This is a genomic window from Allobosea rubneri (assembly GCF_032464875.1).
Lineage (GTDB): Bacteria > Pseudomonadota > Alphaproteobacteria > Rhizobiales > Beijerinckiaceae > Allobosea > Allobosea rubneri.
Genome location: NZ_JAWDID010000048.1, coordinates 1 through 16703 on the forward strand (window position 1 = coordinate 1; position 16703 = coordinate 16703).

Below are 16703 nucleotides of genomic sequence, written 5' to 3' on the forward strand. Positions count from 1 at the left end.
GACCCTGCGTGAGGCCGGCGCCAGCGCGATCTTCCCGCCCGGAACCGTCATCGCCGACGCCGCCGAAAAGCTCCTCGAAGAGCTCAACCAGAAACTCGGATACGCCCAGAAATCAGCCGCAGAGTGAAGACGAGAGCCAGCGCGGGTTCCACGCTGCGCCGGCTTTCGTCGCTAGCGCCAATCGCGTCCCTGATAGGGTCGGCCATAAAAGGCATCGTCGCGTCGCTCGTCGTTCCAGCGCTTCCAGCGGCGATAGCCCCAATAGCCGTGAAAGGCGGGCGGCGACGGGCGCCAGCCCGGCTCGCGCCGCTCATATTGCCGCTCGTACCGGTCATAGGCCTGCGCCGCGCCGCCTCCAACGAGGCCAAACAAGGCGAGCGCCGCGCCGGCCAGCGCCAGCGAGGCGAAACCGGCGACGACGAATTTGCGGGGCATGTCGAAAAGTCCTGTGCCATGGCGGGAGACCTCTCCCGCTCCGGCCATGACCTTCGCAGCCTCGCCCTGAACCGGCCTTGAGGCCGGCGTTCACCCGCCGTTTAACCCTTCTCTCCGGCGAGCGCCTCGCGCTTGAGCAATAGCGAGGCAGCTATCACCGCCACCGCGACCGCGCCGATCATGATCGTGCAGGCGGCGTTGATCTCGGGCGAGACGCCGAGGCGGATCGCCGAATAGAGCCGCATCGGCAGCGTCGTCGCGCCCGGGCCGCTGGTGAAGCTCGCGATCACGAGATCGTCGAGCGAGAGCGTGAAGGCGAGCATCCAGGCGGCGAGGACCGCCGGCCAGATCAGAGGCAGCGTCACGGTGAAGAAAGTCGTCACCGGCGTCGCCCCGAGATCCCGCGCCGCCTCCTCCAGCGACCGGTCGAAGCCGGCGAGCCGCGCCTGCACCACAATGCAGGCGAAGCCGAGGCTGAAGGTCGCGTGGGCGACGACCACGGTCCAGTAGCCGCGCCCGACATCGCCGGCGACGAAGAGCAGCAGCAGCGACAGGCCGGTGATCACCTCCGGCATGACAAGCGGCGCCAGCACCATGCCGGAGAACAGGGTGCGGCCGGCGAAGCTGCGATAGCGCGTCAGTGCCAGCGCCGCGAGCGTGCCGAGGCCGGCCGCCAGCGTCGCCGAGACCAAAGCGACGCGGATCGTCAGCCAGGCGGCATCGAGCAGCGGCTGGTTGTTGAACAGCGCGACATACCAATGCGTCGAGAAGCCGCCCCAGACCGTGACCAGCCGCGAGGCGTTGAAGGAATAGGCGATCAGCGCGACGATCGGCAGATAGAGGAAGGCGAAGCCGAGGACGAGCGCGGCGAGGTGGAAGCTGCCGAAGCGCCTCATCGCGCCGCCCTCCCCGCCCGCTGCAGCAGCACGAGCGGCAGCACCAGCACGATCAGCAGCACGATCGCCACCGCCGAGGCCAGCGGCCAGTCGCGGTTGGAGAAGAACTCGCTCCAGAGCACCTTGCCGACCATCAGCGTATCGGGGCCGCCGAGCAGATCGGGGATGACGAACTCGCCGATCGCCGGAATGAAGACCAGAGCCGAGCCGGCGAGGATGCCCGGCAGCGATAGCGGCAGGGTCACGGTGCGGAAAATGGTGAGCGGCGTCGCGCCGAGATCGGCGGCGGCCTCGACCAGCGTGGCGTCGAGCTTCTGCAAGGTGGTGTAGAGCGGCAGCACCATGAAGGGCAGGTAGGAATAGACCATGCCGATCAGCACGGCAGTGTCGGTGTTGAGCAGGCGCAGCGGCTCGCTGGTGAGCCCGAGCCAGCCCAGCGCCATGTCGAGCAGCCCCTCCGGCCGCAATATGCCGATCCAGGCGTAGACGCGGATCAGGAAGGAGGTCCAGAACGGCAGGATGACGAGCAGGAGCAGGATGCCCTGCCAGCGCATCGGCGCCATCGCCATCGCGTAGGCCAGCGGGTAGCCGAGCGCGAGGGCGATCAGCGTGGTCAGCCCGGCGATGCGCAGCGAGGAGAGATAGCTCTGCCAATAGAGCGCGTCCTCGCCGAGCAGGCGGAAATTCTCGAAATCGAGGCCGGCGAAGAATTCGCCAAGTGCGTCGAAGCCAAGAAAATGCGGCGCATAGGGCGGCTGGTCGGTCGCAGCGTCCGAGAGCGCAATCCGCAGCACGATGAGGAAGGGCGCCAGGAAGAAGGCGAGCAACCAGAGATAGGGGATCGCGGCGACGAGCAGCCCGCGCCCGCCGGCCGCTCGGGGAACCGGGCCGCTCACGATGCCAGCACCATGCCGGCTTCGACGTCCCAGGACAGCCAGACCCTGTCTTCCCAGGCGAAGGGGCGCTCGATGCGCCGAGTGCGGTTGGTCAGCGAGACCTTGAGCAATTTGCCCTCGTCGCCGCCGACCATCACCTGGATCATGGTCATGTCGCCGAGATAGCCGATATCCCAGATCTCGCCGGCGACCTTGTTCACCGCCTGCGGCGGTTCCTCATGGCTGAGCACGATCTTCTCGGGCCGCAGGCCAACGGCGAGCGCGTCGCCCGGCTTGTAGGCGGGCGCATCCTCGTCGAGCTCGATCGTGCCGGCATGCTCGTTCGCGAGCGTGACGAGATCTCCTTCGACCGCGGTCACCCTGCCCTCGATCAGGTTTATGTCGCCGACGAACTCGGCGACGAAACGATTGGCCGGCGCCTCGTAGATCAAATCGGGCGGCGCGATCTGGAGCAGCCGGCCATGATCCATCACGGCCATGCGGTCGGCCATGGTCATGGCTTCGTCCTGGTCGTGCGTGACCACCATGAAGGTCAGGCCGAGATCGGCCTGAAGGTCCATCAGCTCGTATTGCGTCGCCTCGCGCAGCTTCTTGTCGAGCGCCCCCAAGGGCTCGTCGAGCAGAAGCAGCTTGGGCTGCTTGACGAGGGCACGAGCGAGAGCGACGCGCTGGCGCTGACCGCCCGACAGCTGGTCAGGCCGCCTCCCCTCGAAACCGTTCAGCCGGACGCGCTTCAGCATCGCGTCCACCCGCTCGCGCAGCTGCGCCTTCGGCAGCCCTTCGCGCTTCAGCCCGTAGGCGATGTTGTCGCCGACCGAGAGATGCGGGAACAGCGCATAGGACTGGAACATCATGTTCACCGGCCGCTGATGGGGCGGCACGGTGGTGATGTCGACGCCGTCGAGCAGGATCTCGCCCTCGTCCGGCTGCTCGAAGCCGGCGAGCATGCGCATCAGCGTGGTCTTGCCACAGCCCGACGGCCCGAGCAGCGCGAAGAACTCGCGCGCATGGATCGAAAGCGAGAGCGCATCGACCGCGGTCACCTTGCCGAAGCGCTTGGTGACATTGCGGAACTCGACCAGCGGCTTCGCCGCCGGGTCGTTCCAGGGCTGGAAGTCGCGACGGACGCTGCCTGGCGAGGCGCGCCGCGTCGCGGCGCCGGATGGCGCGTTCACCGCCCGCTCTTGACGCGGGTCCAGAGGCGATTGACCACCCGCTGCGTCTTCTGGTCGTAAGGGGTGATCGTGTAGAGGCGCGCCATCACGGCATCCGGCGGGTAGATGCCGGGATTATCGCGCACAGCCGCCGAGAGCAGCGGCTTCGAGGCGATGTTGCCGTTGGCGTACTGGATGAAGTCCGAGTTCTTCGCCGCCATTTCCGGCCGGTTGACGAAGTCGATGAACTTCAGCGCCGCCTCCTGATTGGCCGCATCCTTCGGGATCACGAAGGAATCGAACCACATCAGCGCGCCCTCCTTCGGGATCGCATAGGCGATCTCGACCTTGTTCTTGGCTTCCTCGGCGCGCTTCTTGGCCTGCAGGATGTCGCCGGAATAGCCGACGGCCAGGCAGATATCGCCATTGGCGAGCGCGTTGATGTACTCGGAGGAGTGGAATTTCTGGATATGCGGGCGCATCTTGCGCAGCAATTCGCCGGCCTTGTTGAGGTCGGCCTCCTTCTTGGAGTCGGGATCGAGCCCGAGATAGCGCAGCGCCGCCGGGAACATCTCCTCGACCGCGTCGAGCACGTGCACGCCGCAATTGGAGAGCTTCTTCAGCTTCTCGGCGTCGAACAGGATGCTCCAGGAATCGATCACCGCATCGGGGCCGAGCCGTTCCTTGATCTTGGCGACGTTGTAGCCGATCCCGGTCGTGCCCCACATGTAGTTCACGGCGAACTTGTTGCCGGGGTCGTATTTGGAGAGCCGCTGCTGGATCTCAGGCCAGGCATTCTTGAGATTCGGCACCTTGGCGGTGTCGACCGGCGTGTAGAGGCCCAGCGGAATGTGCCGCGGCAGGAAAGAGGCCGTGACGACGACGAGATCATAGCCGGTCTTGCCGGCCAGAAGCTTGGTCTCGACCGTCTCCATCTGGTCGAAGGTGTCGTAGACGACCGTGATGCCGGTCTCTTTCTTGAAGGCGTCGAGCACCTCCGGATTGACGTAGTCGGACCAGTTGTAGATGCGCAGTTCCTTGTCCTGCGCCTGGGCCGGGGTTCCCGCGAGAAGGGCGAGCCCGAGGGCCGCACCGGTCGCGAAGCGTTTTAGAACCGACGTCAATTCACTCAATCTGCCCCTCCTCACGGACATGCTGTGGTAGCGCCGGCAAGCTATCAGCTTGTCTGAAACGCTCAACCTCGATTTCGTGATCTTGGCGCGGTGACCACAGCTTGCGAGGCGCAGGCTCGGCCCTATTTTCTACCGGCGCATGACACGACGTTTTCTCCTCCTCTTTTCCGTGCTTTTCCTGCTGCCGCTCGCCAGCCATGCGGCCTGGTGGCCCTGGCAGCCCCTGGCCGCCGATTGGCGCCGGGCCGACTGGTCGAGCGCCGCCCTCCTTCCGGCCGCCGCGATCGAGCCCGAGGCGACGGTGCATGTCTTCGCGGCGCGGGTCGGACGGTGGCGCGGCGTCTTCGCCCATCATTCCTGGGTGGTGGTGAAGGAGGCCGGCGCGCGCGCCTATACCCGCTTCGACGTGGTTGGCTGGGGAAATCCCGTGCGCGTCAACCATCGCGAGGCCGATGGGCGCTGGTTCGGCAATGCCCCGGAGCTCGTCGCCGAGGTGAAGGGCGAGGCCGCGGCAGCGCTGATCCCGCGCATCCGTGAAGCGGTGAAGAGCTACAGCTACAGCGAATACGGCACCTATGCCGCCTGGCCGGGACCGAACTCGAACAGCTTCGTCCAGCACGTGCTGGCGGAGGTTCCGGAGCTCGGCCACGCCCTGCCGCCGACCGCGATCGGCAAGGACTGGCGCGAAAGCGGCCTCTATGCCGGCTGGACGCCGAGCCGCACCGGGATACAGGCCTCGCTCTACGGGCTCGCCGGCATCTCGCTCGGCTGGGTCGAGGGCATCGAGATCAACCTGCTCGGCCTCGTCGCCGGCCTCGACCTGCGCCAGCCGGCGCTGAAGCTGCCCGGCTGGGGCCGGGTGGGATTCTAACAGCCCCCCGAAGGTCTCGCGCTCTGAATGCGGGTCGTCCCGGGCGACCGCAGGGAGGCCCGGAACCCATGCCGGAGCTTTGCCGAGGAAGGTTCAGGCATGGGTCCCGGCTCTGCGCCGCTATGCGGCTTCGGCCGGGACGACGCAGCCTTCAAACCCACGTCGCAAATTAGTTCCGCAGCACCAGGCAGGCGCCGCCCGCCTGCCGCAGGCGGTTGCAGGTCACGGTGGCCTCGCGCAGGCTCTGGGCCGGCAGCCTGACGCGGTAGTAGCGCGCCCTGCCCCGCCCCGGCACCGCCGAGCCCAGCACCATTGTGGGTTTGCCGGCAAGCAGCGAGGCGAAACGGGCGGCGACGCGCTGATAGGAGGCGATGGCGCGGGCCTTCGAAGGATTGCCGGAGAGCTGCACGCCGAAGGGGCCATAGGCGCCCTCGACGAGGACGGCCGGAGCCGTGGTCCGGATCGAGGCGACCGCCGTCAGGCAGTCGGTTTCCTGCGTGGTCGCCGGCGGAGGCGTTTCACCGGGGCCGAGGCGCCATTCTTCGACCGAACGGCCGGTGATGAAGCGGACATAGGCCTGCGTCTCGTAGGGCAGCGTGCCGCCACGGGCGACCCAGCGGGCGAGCCGGTTGGGGCCGCCATTATAGGCGGCGGCGGCGAGGCCGAGATTGCCGAACTGCGCCTTCAGCGCCGACAGGAAGGCGGCCGAATGCGGGATCGCCGCCTCCGGGTCGAAAGGGTCGGCAAGGCCGCGCTCGTTCGCAGTCCCCGGCATGAACTGGGCGATGCCCTGCGCTCCGGCCGGGCTCGTGACATGCGGCCGGAAGCTGCTTTCGCGCCAGATCAGCCGGGTGAAGAAGGCGACGGGCAGCTCGTGCTGCTTCGCCGCCCCCTCGATCAGGCGGCAGATGGTCTGCGCCACGCTCTCCTGCTGCGGTTCGGCGAGCGCCGGGCCGCAGGACAGCGCCGCGGCGAATGCCGCCGCGACGACAGCGCAACCGCCCACCCTTGTCAGAATCCGCCTGGCGATTCTCATGGCCCTCATCCTGATTAGCCATTCCGTAAGGAATGGTGTCTCGAAGGATGCTCCAAGAGGCTGGGGAACCTTCTGGAGCATCCTTCGAGACGCAAGCAAAGCTTGCTCCTCAGGATGAGGGCTGTGTTTCCAGGCAGTTCGTCACGCAGCTTCCAGCGCCTGCGCCAGATCGGAGATCAGGTCCTCGATATTCTCGATGCCGACCGAGATCCGGATCAGCGCATCGGTGAGGCCGATCTCCTCGCGCATTTCGCGGGCGACGCCGGAATGCGTCATCGCAGCGGGATGCGAGACCAGCGTCTCGGTACCGCCGAGGCTGACCGCGAGCTTCATGATCTGGAGATTGTCGAGAACCGCGAAGGCCTCCTTCTCGCCGCCCTTCACGTCGAAGGCGAAGGTCGAGCCGGGCTGGCTGCACTGCCGGTCGAACACGGCCTTGCGCGGATCGCCCTCCTTGAGATTGCCGAGATAGTGAACCTTGGCGATCTTGGGATGGTTCAGCAGGTACTCCGCGACCTTGCGGCCGTTCTCGTTGGCCCGGTGCATGCGGATGTCGAGGGTCTCCAGCGAGCGCATCAGCATCCAGCAGGAGTTCGGATCGAGCTGCGTGCCGAGCGAGCCGCGCCAGGCCTTGACCTGCCGCACCAGGGCTTCCGAACCGCTGATCGAGCCGCCGACGAGATCGCTGTGGCCGCCGACATACTTGGTCAGCGAGAGCAGCGAGAGGTCGGCGCCGTGCTTCAACGGCTTCTGGAAGATCGGCCCGAGCATGGTGTTGTCGACCACGACCGGCGGGCGATGACCCTGTGATTTCTCCAGCTCGTCAGCGATGGCCTTGCAAGCCGAGAGATCGACCAGACCGTTGGTCGGGTTGGCCGGGGTCTCGACCAGGATCATCGCGACTCGCCCCTTGGCCGCAGCGGCCTTGGCGACAGCCCGCATCTGGGTCACATCGACGCCGTCGGTGAAGCCGAAAGGCGTGACGCCGAAGGCTCCCATCTGGTTCTTCAGCAGGGTCTCCGTGCCGCCATAGAGCGGGCGGCTGTGGATGATCGTGTCGCCCGGTCGCAGGAAGGCGAAGCAGGTGGTGGCGATCGCCGCCATGCCGCTGGCGAAGACCGCGCATTTCTCGGCCTCGTCCCAGATCGCCAGGCGATCCTCGAGGATCTCCATGTTGGGATGGTTGAAGCGCGAGTAGACCAGACCCGATTTCTCGCCCGGCTTGAGCTGGCGGCGGCCGGCGGTCAGGTCGAAGAAGTCCTTGCCCTGCTGGGCGTTCTCGAAAACGAAGGTCGAGGTCAGGAAGACCGGCGGCTTGAGCGAACCCTCGGACATGGCCGGCGAATAGCCGAAGCCCATCATCAGGGTCTCGGGGTGGAGCTTTCGATTGGCGATCCGGTCCTTGTGATAGTCGTCCTGGCTCATGATCCGCCTCCATTGCCGGTGCACCGCACCGCTTTCGTGGCGTCAGCCTATGACGATCCGGGCGCCATTGCATGAACGATCATGGGCATCCTAAGGATCAGTTGAGCACGATTCCGCTCATCATCCTTCCACATGGAGCAGATCATGCTCGACAGCACCGACCGCCGCATGCTCGCCCTGCTGCAGGAGGACGGCCGCATCACCAATCACGATCTGTCTCAGAGGGTCGGGCTGTCGCCGACGCCCTGCCTGCGCCGGCTGAAGCGGCTGGAAGAGAGCGGCGTGATCAAGGGCTATTCGGCAATCGTCGACCCCAAGGCCTATGGCCTGCCCTTCAGCGTCTTCGTCTCGGTCCGGCTCAGCCAGCAGACCCAGGAGCACATCGCCGAGTTCGAGAAGGCGGTCGAAAGCTGGCCGGAAGTCGCCGAATGCTACCTGATGACCGGCTCGCAGGACTATCTGCTGCGCGTGCTGACCGACGGCATCGAGGGCTATGAGCGCTTCCTGAAGCTGAAGGTGACGCGGCTGAAATGCATCCAGTCGGTCGAGTCGAACTTCGCGCTGGCGACGATCAAGAAGCGGGTCGGCCTGCCGCCGCTCTGACGCTTACGAGCCGGCGCGGTCGATGGCGCGCCTGACCACCTGCGTGACCTCGCTGTCGGAGAGGAAGAGATCGTGGCGGAGCATGCTCCAGCCGCGGCCGGCCGTGTCGGCCACGCGCACACCGAGGCGGTCGAGCCGCTCCCGGTCGGCCGCGCCCGCTCGGGCGACACCGCCAGCGATACGCGATGAGACGGCGAGCGCCCTGTCGCCGGGGTCGATGATCACGGTCATCCGCCTGGCGATCGGCCCGAGCTTGGAGACGGTCTGCTCGAAGGCGTCGATATCGACATCCGGTGAAGCGAATACCACCGAACCGATCCGGTCGGAAAAGCCCGGCAGGTCACGCAGTTCGCGCAGGCCTTCCAGCGCCAGGAAGGTCCCCATCGAATGCGCGACGATGTGGACGCGGCCGGCGATCGGGTTGTCGACAAGCGCCTTCAGCGCCTGGACGAAGCCGTCGCGCGACCAGAGCGCACTCTCACGGTCATAGGCGTAGGCGAGCAGGCCTCCGCCCGACGGCCAGGTGAAGAGCGCGGTGCGACCATCGAAGGCGAGGCTGTGCGAGAGCTGGCCGGCGCTGCGGGCGGATGACTCGAAGGTCTCGTTGTAGCCGTGCACGTAGAGCAGCACGTCGCGGCCATTGGCGGCTTCCGCGAAGGCGCGCGCCGCATCGCCCGAATTGCGCCGCTGGACACCGAGCACCGCCCAGTCGCCGCTGACGACGGAGCTGACCTGCGCCGCGACGCCGCGCCCCGGCGCTGACAACCGCGCCTCCGCGAAGACCAGCCCGCTGCCGCGTTCCGAGCCGAAATAGGGCGGCCGATCGCCCGTCGGCTTGCGCGTCGTGGCAACGAGCAGTTGCGGCTCCTTGCCGAAGGTCGATGCATCGGCCGGGCCGGTGAACGGCGAAACCATGGCTTCGCTCTGGACGCAGGAGGCAAGCGCCGGCCCGAGCAGGGCAAGGGCGGCGAAGGAACGACGAGACAGGGCAGGCCGCGAGGCGGACATGGACGGTTCCGGAACTGGGGAGCGCGGGGCCTTTTGGGCCGGCTGGCCTTAAAGCCAAATCAACGCGGCCAGAATGCGGCGCGTCGACGGCCAGTCAGCGGCCGGCAATGGCCGACGGCGCCGTCACCACGAGCTCGACGGTCGATCCCAAGGCTCCGACCACGCCACCTGTGATGTCGCCCAGCCTGTCGCCGAAACCGGGACCGGCGACCGCTATGCCCTTGTCGGCCTGGAGTCGGCGGCCGATCAATTGCACGACCTTGGGCGAGGCCGCGAACTTGCCGTGGTTGAGCTGGTCGCTGGTCGAGATCTCCGAGAGATCGATGATGTGGGCGCCACGCTTTTCGAGATCGGCGACGATCTCGGTGTCCTTGGCCGAGATCGCGCCCAGCCGGGTCTTGTCGCCGGCGAAGCGCCGCGAGAAGGCGAGCGCACGGTCGTCGGCGGAGACGAAGACGGTGACGTCGCGCTTGATCTCGTCGATCTGCGTCTTGAACACGTCGAGATCGATATCGGGCGCGGCCAGCATGACATTGCGCAGCTTTCCGCCGAAACTGCCGTCGCCGCGGATCTTCGCCTGGCGCAACGCTTCCAGCGTCACCAGCGTACCCATGGAGTGGGCGAGGACATCGATCCGGCTCGCCCCGAGGTCGCGCGAGATGCCACGCAGGGCCGCCTCGAGGAAGTCGCGCGAATAGAAGGCACTCTCGCGATCATAGGGGTATTGCAGCAGCTCGCCGCGCGAAGGCCAGGTGAACAGCACCGCAACGCCCTTGAAGCCGGCATCGTGGACGATCTGGGCGAAGCGATAGGATGCGTCGGCGAAATTGGTGTTGTAGCCGTGGACGAAGACGAGCACGTCGCGGTCGACCGGCTTGCGCTTGGCAAGTTCGGCGCGAACCTGCGCAGTGATCGGGTCACGCTCCAGCGGCGTCACCTTGTTGACCGCGAAATGCAGCGACGGATCGGCCTTCGCGCCGACCGCGGGGAGTTCGAGCTCGCCGGGCTTGTGAGCCCGCGGCACCGTCATGTCCAGCCGTGCGAAGGAGAGCGTCGCGGCTCGCTCGCCGGTGAAATAGCTCGGCTTTTCGGCCGGGGCGCGCGTGGTCGCGACGAAGATCGGGAAGCTGGCGACGGTGTCGCCCTGCGCCGTGTCGGCGAGGACCAGGGTACGCGGCGTGGTGCCGCAGGCGCCGAGCGCGAGCGGGGCCAGCAAGGCCAGCACGATCAACCGAAACCGCGACACGAGGCAACGCTCCACCAATCGGCGACTCGTCCCACCGTGGCGCCGGCGGATCAAGTGCCGCCAGGACACAGGCTTCCGACAATCGCGCCCTTCCTCCGCGGCCGGGCTCTTGCTACCAGCAGGGCATGATCGACCTGGACGCGCTCGGCAATGCGATTCTGGCGGGCGAGCGCGCCGCGCTGGCGCGGGCCATCACGCTGGCGGAGAGCCGCCGCGCCGACCATCGCGAGTTGGCGCAGGCCCTGCTGCAAAGGCTCCTGCCGCATTCCGGCAAGGCCATCCGCGTCGGCATCACGGGCGTCCCCGGTGTCGGCAAATCGACGACGATCGACGCGCTCGGCTCCTATCTGACCGGGCTCGGCCACAAGGTCGCGGTGCTGGCCGTCGACCCGTCCTCGACCCGCACCGGCGGCTCGATTCTCGGCGACAAGACGCGCATGGCGCGGCTCGCGGTCGATCCCAACGCCTATATCCGGCCCTCGCCCTCCTCCGGGACGCTCGGCGGCGTCGCGGCGAAGACGCGCGAGACCATGCTGCTCTGCGAAGCCGCCGGCTTCGACGTGGTGCTGGTCGAGACCGTCGGCGTCGGCCAGTCGGAGACGGCTGTCGCCGACCTCACCGATTTCTTCCTGGTGCTGATGCTGCCCAATGCCGGCGACGAATTGCAGGGCATCAAGAAGGGCATCATCGAGCTCGCCGACATGATCGCGGTCAACAAGGCGGACGGTGCGGGAGCAACCGTGGCGCGTGCCGCTGCCGCCCAGTACAAGGCGGCGCTGCACATCCTGGCACCGGCCTCGGCGCTCTGGTCGACGCCGGTCGTGACCATTTCCGGGCTGACCGGCGACGGGCTCGACACGCTCTGGGCGAAGATCGAGGACCACCGTGCCCGCTTCGAAGCCAAGGGCCTGATCGTCGAGAAGCGCCGCCAGCAGGACGTCAAATGGATGTGGGCGATGGTCCAGGACCGGCTCCAGGCCAGGCTCAGGCACGATCCGGCGCTGAAGGCCCGCACGCCGAAGCTCGAAGCCGCCGTGGCGAGCGGCGAGACGACGCCGACGCTGGCCGCGGATGAGATCGCCCGGGCGCTCGGCCTGTAAAGGCAGCACCCAGCACGGACCTGCTCGCCAGCCCCGGACAGCCGGACGCGAGACGGCAGCGCAGCTGGAACGGCATGCCGCTTGAAACCCTCCGCTCCGATGGAGGGTTTCATGACGGTTTCGCGCCGAAATCTGCTGCGAACGGCCCTGTTTGGCACAGTCGCGGGCGCAGCCGCTCCCGCTTTGGCGCAGTCGGCGCCGCGCGCCGCCTCCCCCACGCCGCTCGGCTCGCTCGGCCTGGAGGCGTCGCAATACGGACTGCGCCCGGGCTCGACCGACGATCAGTCCCGCGCCCTGCAGAACGCGCTCGTCGAAGCGGTCAAGCGCGATGCGCCGCTGCTCGTCGCGCCCGGCCGCTACCGCATCGCCAATGTCGTGCTGCCGGAGGGCGCGCGGCTGGTCGGCGTACCGGGCGCGACCCAGTTCATCGCGGCTCAGGCTGCCCCGCTGCTCGTCGCGCGCCGGATCAAGCGGGCGGCGCTCGCCGGCGTCGGCCTCGACGGCCTCGATATCCGCGTCGGCCAGCGCAACGGGTTGATGGCGGTGGACGAGGTGCTCGATTTCGCCCTCGCCGATTGCGAGTTCACCAATGCCGGCTCGGTCGGGCTGACGCTCAATCGCACCGCCGGGCGCATCGAACGCAACCGCTTCCGCAGCATGCGCGATTCCGCCCTGTTCTCGCTGGATTCGCGCGGACTTTCGATCGAGGCCAACACGGTCGAGGATTGCGGCAACAACGGCATCCAGATCTGGCGCAGCCAGGCGGGCGACGAGCAAAGCCTTGTGCGCGGCAACCGGGTCAACCGCATCCGCAACGATGCCGGTGGCGACGGCCCGAACGGCAATGGCATCAGCCTCTACCGGGCCGGCGGCGTGATCATCGAGGGCAATACGCTGCGCGACTGCGCGCTGACCTTCATCCGCAACAATTCCGGCTCCGGCGTGCAGATGCTTGGCAATCAGGGCCGGCGCTGCGGCGAGGTCGCGCTCTATTCGGAGTTCGCCTTCGAGGGCGCGATCATCGCGGGCAACCTGGTCGAGGACTGCGCGCAGGGCGCCAACATTACCAATCTCGACCATGGCGGGCGCCTGTCCGTCTTCGCCAACAACATCGTCCGCAACGCCCAGAAGGGCCTGGCGCCGAAGGGCAAGGAGCTGATCGGCGGCATGGGCGTGCATGTCGAGGCCGAGGCCAGCGTCACCGGCAACGTCATCGAGAACGCCAGCGAGGTCGGCATTTCGCTCGGCTGGTCCTGGGGGATGCGCAACCTCGTCGCCACCGGCAACATGGTGCGCAAGACCGGCATCGGTATCTCGGTCTCGCTGGTACCGAAGGAGCGAAACGCCCTGATCGCCAACAACGTGATCAGCGACGCGAAGCTCGGCGCGGTCGTCGGCACCGAATACGGCAAGGCCGTCACCGGCGACCTGACCAAGGCCGAAGACCGGCGCGCCGCCGGCGTCAGGGTGGAGAGCAACGCGGTGGGCTGAGGCGTCTGGCTAGGCCTCTGCTCCGCACCAGCCGGGCAGGTGCTCGGCATCGCTCTTCTTGGCTTCGACCAGCGCCCGCTTCAGCGCCTTCCCGAAGGCGCCCTCCACGGTCGTGCGCTTGATCCGCCGGCGCAGGTGATCGGCCCAGAGAAATTCGGCGAAGGGCATCTCGGTCTTGGCGTAGCCGCCGGCGAGCCGCAGCGCCCCGGCAAGCGAGCGATAGGGATCGTCGACCAGATCGGAAATGCTGCGCGGAATATGGCCGTAGCCGCGTCGCAGCCCCTCGGCGTCGAATGGGTGCATCCAGCCGCGATTGTCGAGGAAGGTCCAGAAGGCCTGCTTGTCGAGCCGGCTCAGATCGGCGAGCTGCGTCGTCAGGACATGCCGCTCCCCTTCGAGGTGCAGGGCGAGCGCCAGATGATGGTGGTCGACCAGATAGGGCCGGTTCTTGGGGCCCAGGACGACTGGGACAGCGTGCCCGCCCAGGAACAGCGCGTTCCTGCCGGCGCTCTCCTCGCGCCAGCGTTTGCGCTTGGCCTCGACCTCGCGCATGCCGACGGTCAACTGGGTCGGGCGCAGATCCGTGATCGCCGTCGCGATCAGTTGCGGCTCGATCTCGAACTTCATCAGCTCCTCCCGCCGCTGTGCTGGTCGAGGGTCCGAAGCGCCTCCTCGACACTGTGGAACAGGTGGTCTTCGCCGATTTCGGCGATGACGCCGAAGCGGCGAAGCGCCTCGAGCGCGCGCACCGACTCGACGCGCGCAATGGCGACGGCGGTTCCGCCTTCCCGGCAGTCCCGTATCAGGGAGAGCAGCGCCTGTGCCGCAGTATAGTCGACCGCCGCGATACCGCCGGCCTCGAGCACGAACAGCGCCGGCCGCCGCTGCGCGATCAGCTCCATCATGCCGTGCCTGAAGCTCTCGGCATTGGCGAAGAGCAAGGGCGCCTGGAAGGCCGCGACCAGCACCCCAGCCTCGTTCTGCGTCGCATAGCCGTCTCCCGGCGGCCACCAGATCGTCGTCCCGGGCAGGCGCCCGAGCTCGAGCGGCCGGCTGCGCGTGGTCATCCAGACGCCGTGCAGCAGCGAGAGTGCGATGCCGATGGCGACGCCGGTCTCGATCGGCAGCCAGATGATCGCCACGGCGGTGAGCGCGATGAGTGCGAACTCCGCCGGCGACTGCCGCGCGATGGCGCGGATCTGCCGGAGGCGGAAAATGCGCTGGGCGATGAAGAGCAGCACCCCGGCCAGGGCCGCGACCGGCACCTGCGCCAGCAGCGAGCCGCCGGCAACCGCCAGCACCAGCACCATGGCGGCGGCCAGCAGCGCGGCGCGCTGCGAAGCGCCGCCGCTTTCGACGACCACTGCCGTGCGCGGCGGGCTGGCATTGACCGGAAAAGCGCCGGCGAGGCCGGAGAGGAGATTGCCCGCGCCGAGGCCGACGAAATCGCGATCGATCCGCGGTTCGGCGCCTTCGCCGTCGGGAAAGGAGCGGCTCACCGTCGCCGTCTGCATCATCACGACCAGCGCGAGCAAAAGAGCCAGCGGCACCAGGCCGCGCAAATCGGCCCAGTCGAAGCGCGGCCAGGCCAGTGCCGGCCATCCCGAGGGCAGGACGCCGAGAACCGCGACGCCGCGTGCCGCCAGTCCGAACAGCGCGACGGCGGCGGTGGCGGCCGCCAGTGCGATCAGCGCGCCGGGCAGGCGGGGCGCCAGGCGCTCGCACAGATTCATCGTCGCCAGGGTGAACAGGCCGATGGCGAGAGCGAACGGGTTGGCATCGCCGATCCGGCTCCATATCGCCTGGACCTGCCCGGCGATGTGGTGCCCACCGCCGGGAATGCCGAGCAGCCCGGGAAGCTGTGAGACCGCGATATGAACCGCGATGCCGGCGAGGAAGCCGGTCAGAACCGGCACCGAAAGCAGGTCGGCGATCCAGCCGAGCCTGAGACCGCCGGCGATCAGCAGCGCAATGCCGACGAGCAGCGCCAGAAGCGCGGCAGCCCCCGGCGGAATGGCGCCGCTCGCGGCAAGCGCCGCCAGGCCGCTGACGAAGATCGGCGTGATCGTCGAATCGGCGCCGGCCGTCAGCACGCGGCTGGCGCCGAAGGCCGCGAAGCCCAGCGTCGCCGCGACGAAGGCGAAGAAGCCGAGCTGCGGCGCGAAGCCTCCGAGCTGCGCTGTCGCCATCTGCTCGGGAATGGTGATCGCCGCCAGCGTCAGGCCGGCGAGCAGGTCGCGGCCGAGCGGCCCCGCGCCGGTGGCGACAGTGGAACGATCGGCTTTGTCGAGATCTTGCGGCATGGGACGGACCCGGCGGGGCGACCGAGCCTGCGCGCGGCCCGCTGCGGCCGTCAAGCGCCTCAGGCGAGGTTTGCCGCCGCCCGGATCCTGCCCACCTCGATGCCGTTCCAGTTCTTCAGCACGCTTTCGCGGAAGCCGGCGAAGGCGGCCTTGCCGTCCTCGTCCAGCGGCAGCAGGCGCTCGATCAGCGCCCCCATCGCGACCTCAGCGGCCCGGCCGGCGCCATCGTCGCATTTCAGCGCGATGCCGTAGCCCAGTTCCGGCAGCGCGCCGCAATAGACGCCCTCGGCGCCGGTCTTGATGAAGGCGCGCGCCCCGAACCTCTCCATGAAGCGGGTGTCGAAGCGGCCGGTGCCGGCGACCATGAAGGGATTGGCTGCCACCGCTTCGCGGATGCGCCGCGCCGCGTCGGCGCGTTGCGGACCGAAGCCATGGCCGGTGCCGAAGCGGGCGAAGCCTAGCGCCAGCGCCTTCAGAGGCACGGCATAGGTCGGGATCGAGCAGCCATCGGTGCCGGAAAGTTCGCTGGTGTGGGCGGCGCCGGTCGTCTCCTCCAGCGCCTCCCTCACCGCCCTCTGCACGGCATGGCCGGGCTTCACATAGCCGGTCGGGTCCTCGTCGAGGCCGCAGGAGAGGCAGACGAAGCCGGCGTGCTTGCCCGAGCAGTTGTTGTTGAGTGCGGTCGGCTCCCGGCCGGCTTTTGCGAGGGCGCGCGCCGCTACCTCGCCCATCGGCCAATGCGCACCACATTCGAGGCAGCCGGCCTCGCGCCCCGCCTTGCGCAGCATGCCGAGCGCCGCCTGCGCATGCGCCTCCTCGCCGGAATGCGAGGCGACGGCGAGTGCGATCTCGGCCGGCGTCAGCCCGTAGCGGTCCGCCGCGCCACTTTCGAGCAGCGGCAGCGCCTGCAGGGCCTTGACCGCCGAGCGCGGGAAGACCGGCCGCTCGACATCCCCGAGCGCCAGAACCACGGCACCGTCGGCATCCATGACGATCGCGGCGCCGCGATGGCGCGATTCGACGACGCCGCCACGCGTCACTTCGGCGAGAACGGGGTTGTCCATGGGTGCCTCCGGCGGAACTGTGCCGGGTTTGTCGCGTTTGTC

16 protein-coding genes are annotated in these 16703 nt (G+C 68.1%); 4 read left to right on the forward strand and 12 right to left on the reverse strand.

The genetic code is table 11. The annotated features are described in order from the left end of the window. Window positions 1-171: 171 nt before the first annotated feature. The 5 genes from RKE40_RS22885 to RKE40_RS22905 form a co-directional block, all read right to left on the reverse strand. On the reverse strand, window positions 172-435 hold the full coding sequence (locus RKE40_RS22885) for a hypothetical protein (protein WP_316020517.1): 264 nt from the start codon (window positions 433-435) through the stop codon (window positions 172-174). A gap of 101 nt (window positions 436-536) precedes the next feature. Continuing rightward, the gene (locus RKE40_RS22890) at window positions 537-1331 is read right to left on the reverse strand and encodes an ABC transporter permease (protein ID WP_316020518.1); all 795 of its coding nucleotides are present in this window, start codon (window positions 1329-1331) and stop codon (window positions 537-539) included. After that, the gene (locus RKE40_RS22895; protein ID WP_316020519.1) at window positions 1328-2227 is read right to left on the reverse strand and encodes an ABC transporter permease; all 900 of its coding nucleotides are present in this window, start codon (window positions 2225-2227) and stop codon (window positions 1328-1330) included. The genes RKE40_RS22890 and RKE40_RS22895 overlap by 4 nt, the downstream gene beginning before the upstream one ends. Beyond that, window positions 2224-3402 (reverse strand): ABC transporter ATP-binding protein, encoded by a 1179-nt coding sequence (locus tag RKE40_RS22900; protein WP_316020520.1) that lies wholly within the window; start codon window positions 3400-3402, stop codon window positions 2224-2226. Before RKE40_RS22900 ends, RKE40_RS22895 begins: the two co-directional genes overlap by 4 nt. Continuing rightward, window positions 3399-4505: a polyamine ABC transporter substrate-binding protein gene (locus RKE40_RS22905; RefSeq protein WP_316020548.1), complete on the reverse strand. Its 1107-nt coding sequence runs from the start codon at window positions 4503-4505 to the stop codon at window positions 3399-3401. Before RKE40_RS22905 ends, RKE40_RS22900 begins: the two co-directional genes overlap by 4 nt. Window positions 4506-4653: 148 nt before the next feature. Here RKE40_RS22905 and RKE40_RS22910 point away from each other — a divergent pair, with 148 nt between their 5' ends. After that, window positions 4654-5385 (forward strand): DUF3750 domain-containing protein, encoded by a 732-nt coding sequence (locus tag RKE40_RS22910; RefSeq protein WP_316020521.1) that lies wholly within the window; start codon window positions 4654-4656, stop codon window positions 5383-5385. 169 nt (window positions 5386-5554) lie between these two features. Here RKE40_RS22910 and RKE40_RS22915 read toward each other — a convergent pair whose 3' ends face one another. Then, entirely contained in the window at window positions 5555-6421 is an 867-nt protein-coding gene (locus RKE40_RS22915) for a lytic transglycosylase domain-containing protein (protein ID WP_316020522.1), read from the reverse strand. 141 nt (window positions 6422-6562) lie between these two features. Beyond that, complete coding sequence (locus RKE40_RS22920) at window positions 6563-7846, reverse strand: cystathionine gamma-synthase family protein (RefSeq protein WP_316020523.1); 1284 nt, start codon at window positions 7844-7846, stop codon at window positions 6563-6565. Window positions 7847-7978: 132 nt separating this feature from the next. Between RKE40_RS22920 and RKE40_RS22925 the strand changes: the two genes are divergently transcribed. Next, complete coding sequence (locus tag RKE40_RS22925; RefSeq protein ID WP_316020524.1) at window positions 7979-8449, forward strand: Lrp/AsnC family transcriptional regulator; 471 nt, start codon at window positions 7979-7981, stop codon at window positions 8447-8449. A gap of 3 nt (window positions 8450-8452) precedes the next feature. Here the strand turns inward: RKE40_RS22925 and RKE40_RS22930 are convergent, their stop codons facing one another. Together RKE40_RS22930 and RKE40_RS22935 are read right to left on the reverse strand one after the other, a co-directional pair. After that, on the reverse strand, window positions 8453-9457 hold the full coding sequence (locus RKE40_RS22930) for an alpha/beta hydrolase (protein ID WP_316020525.1): 1005 nt from the start codon (window positions 9455-9457) through the stop codon (window positions 8453-8455). A gap of 94 nt (window positions 9458-9551) precedes the next feature. Next, window positions 9552-10703: an alpha/beta hydrolase gene (locus RKE40_RS22935; protein WP_316020526.1), complete on the reverse strand. Its 1152-nt coding sequence runs from the start codon at window positions 10701-10703 to the stop codon at window positions 9552-9554. Window positions 10704-10828: 125 nt separating this feature from the next. Here RKE40_RS22935 and meaB point away from each other — a divergent pair, with 125 nt between their 5' ends. Together meaB and RKE40_RS22945 are read left to right on the forward strand one after the other, a co-directional pair. Then, window positions 10829-11803, forward strand: a complete 975-nt coding sequence (gene meaB / locus RKE40_RS22940) for a methylmalonyl Co-A mutase-associated GTPase MeaB (protein ID WP_316020527.1) — start codon at window positions 10829-10831, stop codon at window positions 11801-11803. A 111-nt stretch (window positions 11804-11914) separates the two neighbouring features. Beyond that, window positions 11915-13294 carry a TIGR03808 family TAT-translocated repetitive protein gene (locus RKE40_RS22945; RefSeq protein WP_316020528.1) on the forward strand — a complete coding sequence of 460 codons (1380 nt, stop codon included), beginning with the start codon at window positions 11915-11917 and terminating at the stop codon, window positions 13292-13294. A 9-nt stretch (window positions 13295-13303) separates the two neighbouring features. Here the strand turns inward: RKE40_RS22945 and RKE40_RS22950 are convergent, their stop codons facing one another. Genes RKE40_RS22950 through RKE40_RS22960 form a run of 3 tightly spaced genes read right to left on the reverse strand, consistent with a single transcriptional unit; the run spans window position 13304 to window position 16661 of the window. Beyond that, entirely contained in the window at window positions 13304-13921 is a 618-nt protein-coding gene (locus tag RKE40_RS22950; RefSeq protein ID WP_316020529.1) for a ParB-like protein, read from the reverse strand. Beyond that, window positions 13921-15597 (reverse strand): SulP family inorganic anion transporter, encoded by a 1677-nt coding sequence (locus tag RKE40_RS22955; protein ID WP_316020530.1) that lies wholly within the window; start codon window positions 15595-15597, stop codon window positions 13921-13923. The genes RKE40_RS22950 and RKE40_RS22955 overlap by 1 nt, the downstream gene beginning before the upstream one ends. Window positions 15598-15656: 59 nt before the next feature. Then, window positions 15657-16661: an asparaginase gene (locus RKE40_RS22960; protein ID WP_316020531.1), complete on the reverse strand. Its 1005-nt coding sequence runs from the start codon at window positions 16659-16661 to the stop codon at window positions 15657-15659. Window positions 16662-16703: the final 42 nt, after the last annotated feature.

Bases quoted from the DNA above. Each gene is read 5' to 3' on its own strand.
- RKE40_RS22925 (WP_316020524.1), top strand. From the start codon at position 7,979: ATGGAGCAGATCATGCTCGACAGCACCGACCGCCGCATGCTCGCCCTG.
- RKE40_RS22930 (WP_316020525.1), bottom strand. From the start codon at position 9,457: ATGTCCGCCTCGCGGCCTGCCCTGTCTCGTCGTTCCTTCGCCGCCCTT.
- RKE40_RS22910 (WP_316020521.1), top strand. From the start codon at position 4,654: ATGACACGACGTTTTCTCCTCCTCTTTTCCGTGCTTTTCCTGCTGCCG.
- RKE40_RS22960 (WP_316020531.1), bottom strand. From the start codon at position 16,661: ATGGACAACCCCGTTCTCGCCGAAGTGACGCGTGGCGGCGTCGTCGAA.
- RKE40_RS22890 (WP_316020518.1), bottom strand. From the start codon at position 1,331: ATGAGGCGCTTCGGCAGCTTCCACCTCGCCGCGCTCGTCCTCGGCTTC.
- RKE40_RS22920 (WP_316020523.1), bottom strand. From the start codon at position 7,846: ATGAGCCAGGACGACTATCACAAGGACCGGATCGCCAATCGAAAGCTC.
- RKE40_RS22950 (WP_316020529.1), bottom strand. From the start codon at position 13,921: ATGAAGTTCGAGATCGAGCCGCAACTGATCGCGACGGCGATCACGGAT.
- RKE40_RS22955 (WP_316020530.1), bottom strand. From the start codon at position 15,597: ATGCCGCAAGATCTCGACAAAGCCGATCGTTCCACTGTCGCCACCGGC.
- RKE40_RS22915 (WP_316020522.1), bottom strand. From the start codon at position 6,421: ATGAGAATCGCCAGGCGGATTCTGACAAGGGTGGGCGGTTGCGCTGTC.
- meaB (WP_316020527.1), top strand. From the start codon at position 10,829: ATGATCGACCTGGACGCGCTCGGCAATGCGATTCTGGCGGGCGAGCGC.
- RKE40_RS22945 (WP_316020528.1), top strand. From the start codon at position 11,915: ATGACGGTTTCGCGCCGAAATCTGCTGCGAACGGCCCTGTTTGGCACA.
- RKE40_RS22885 (WP_316020517.1), bottom strand. From the start codon at position 435: ATGCCCCGCAAATTCGTCGTCGCCGGTTTCGCCTCGCTGGCGCTGGCC.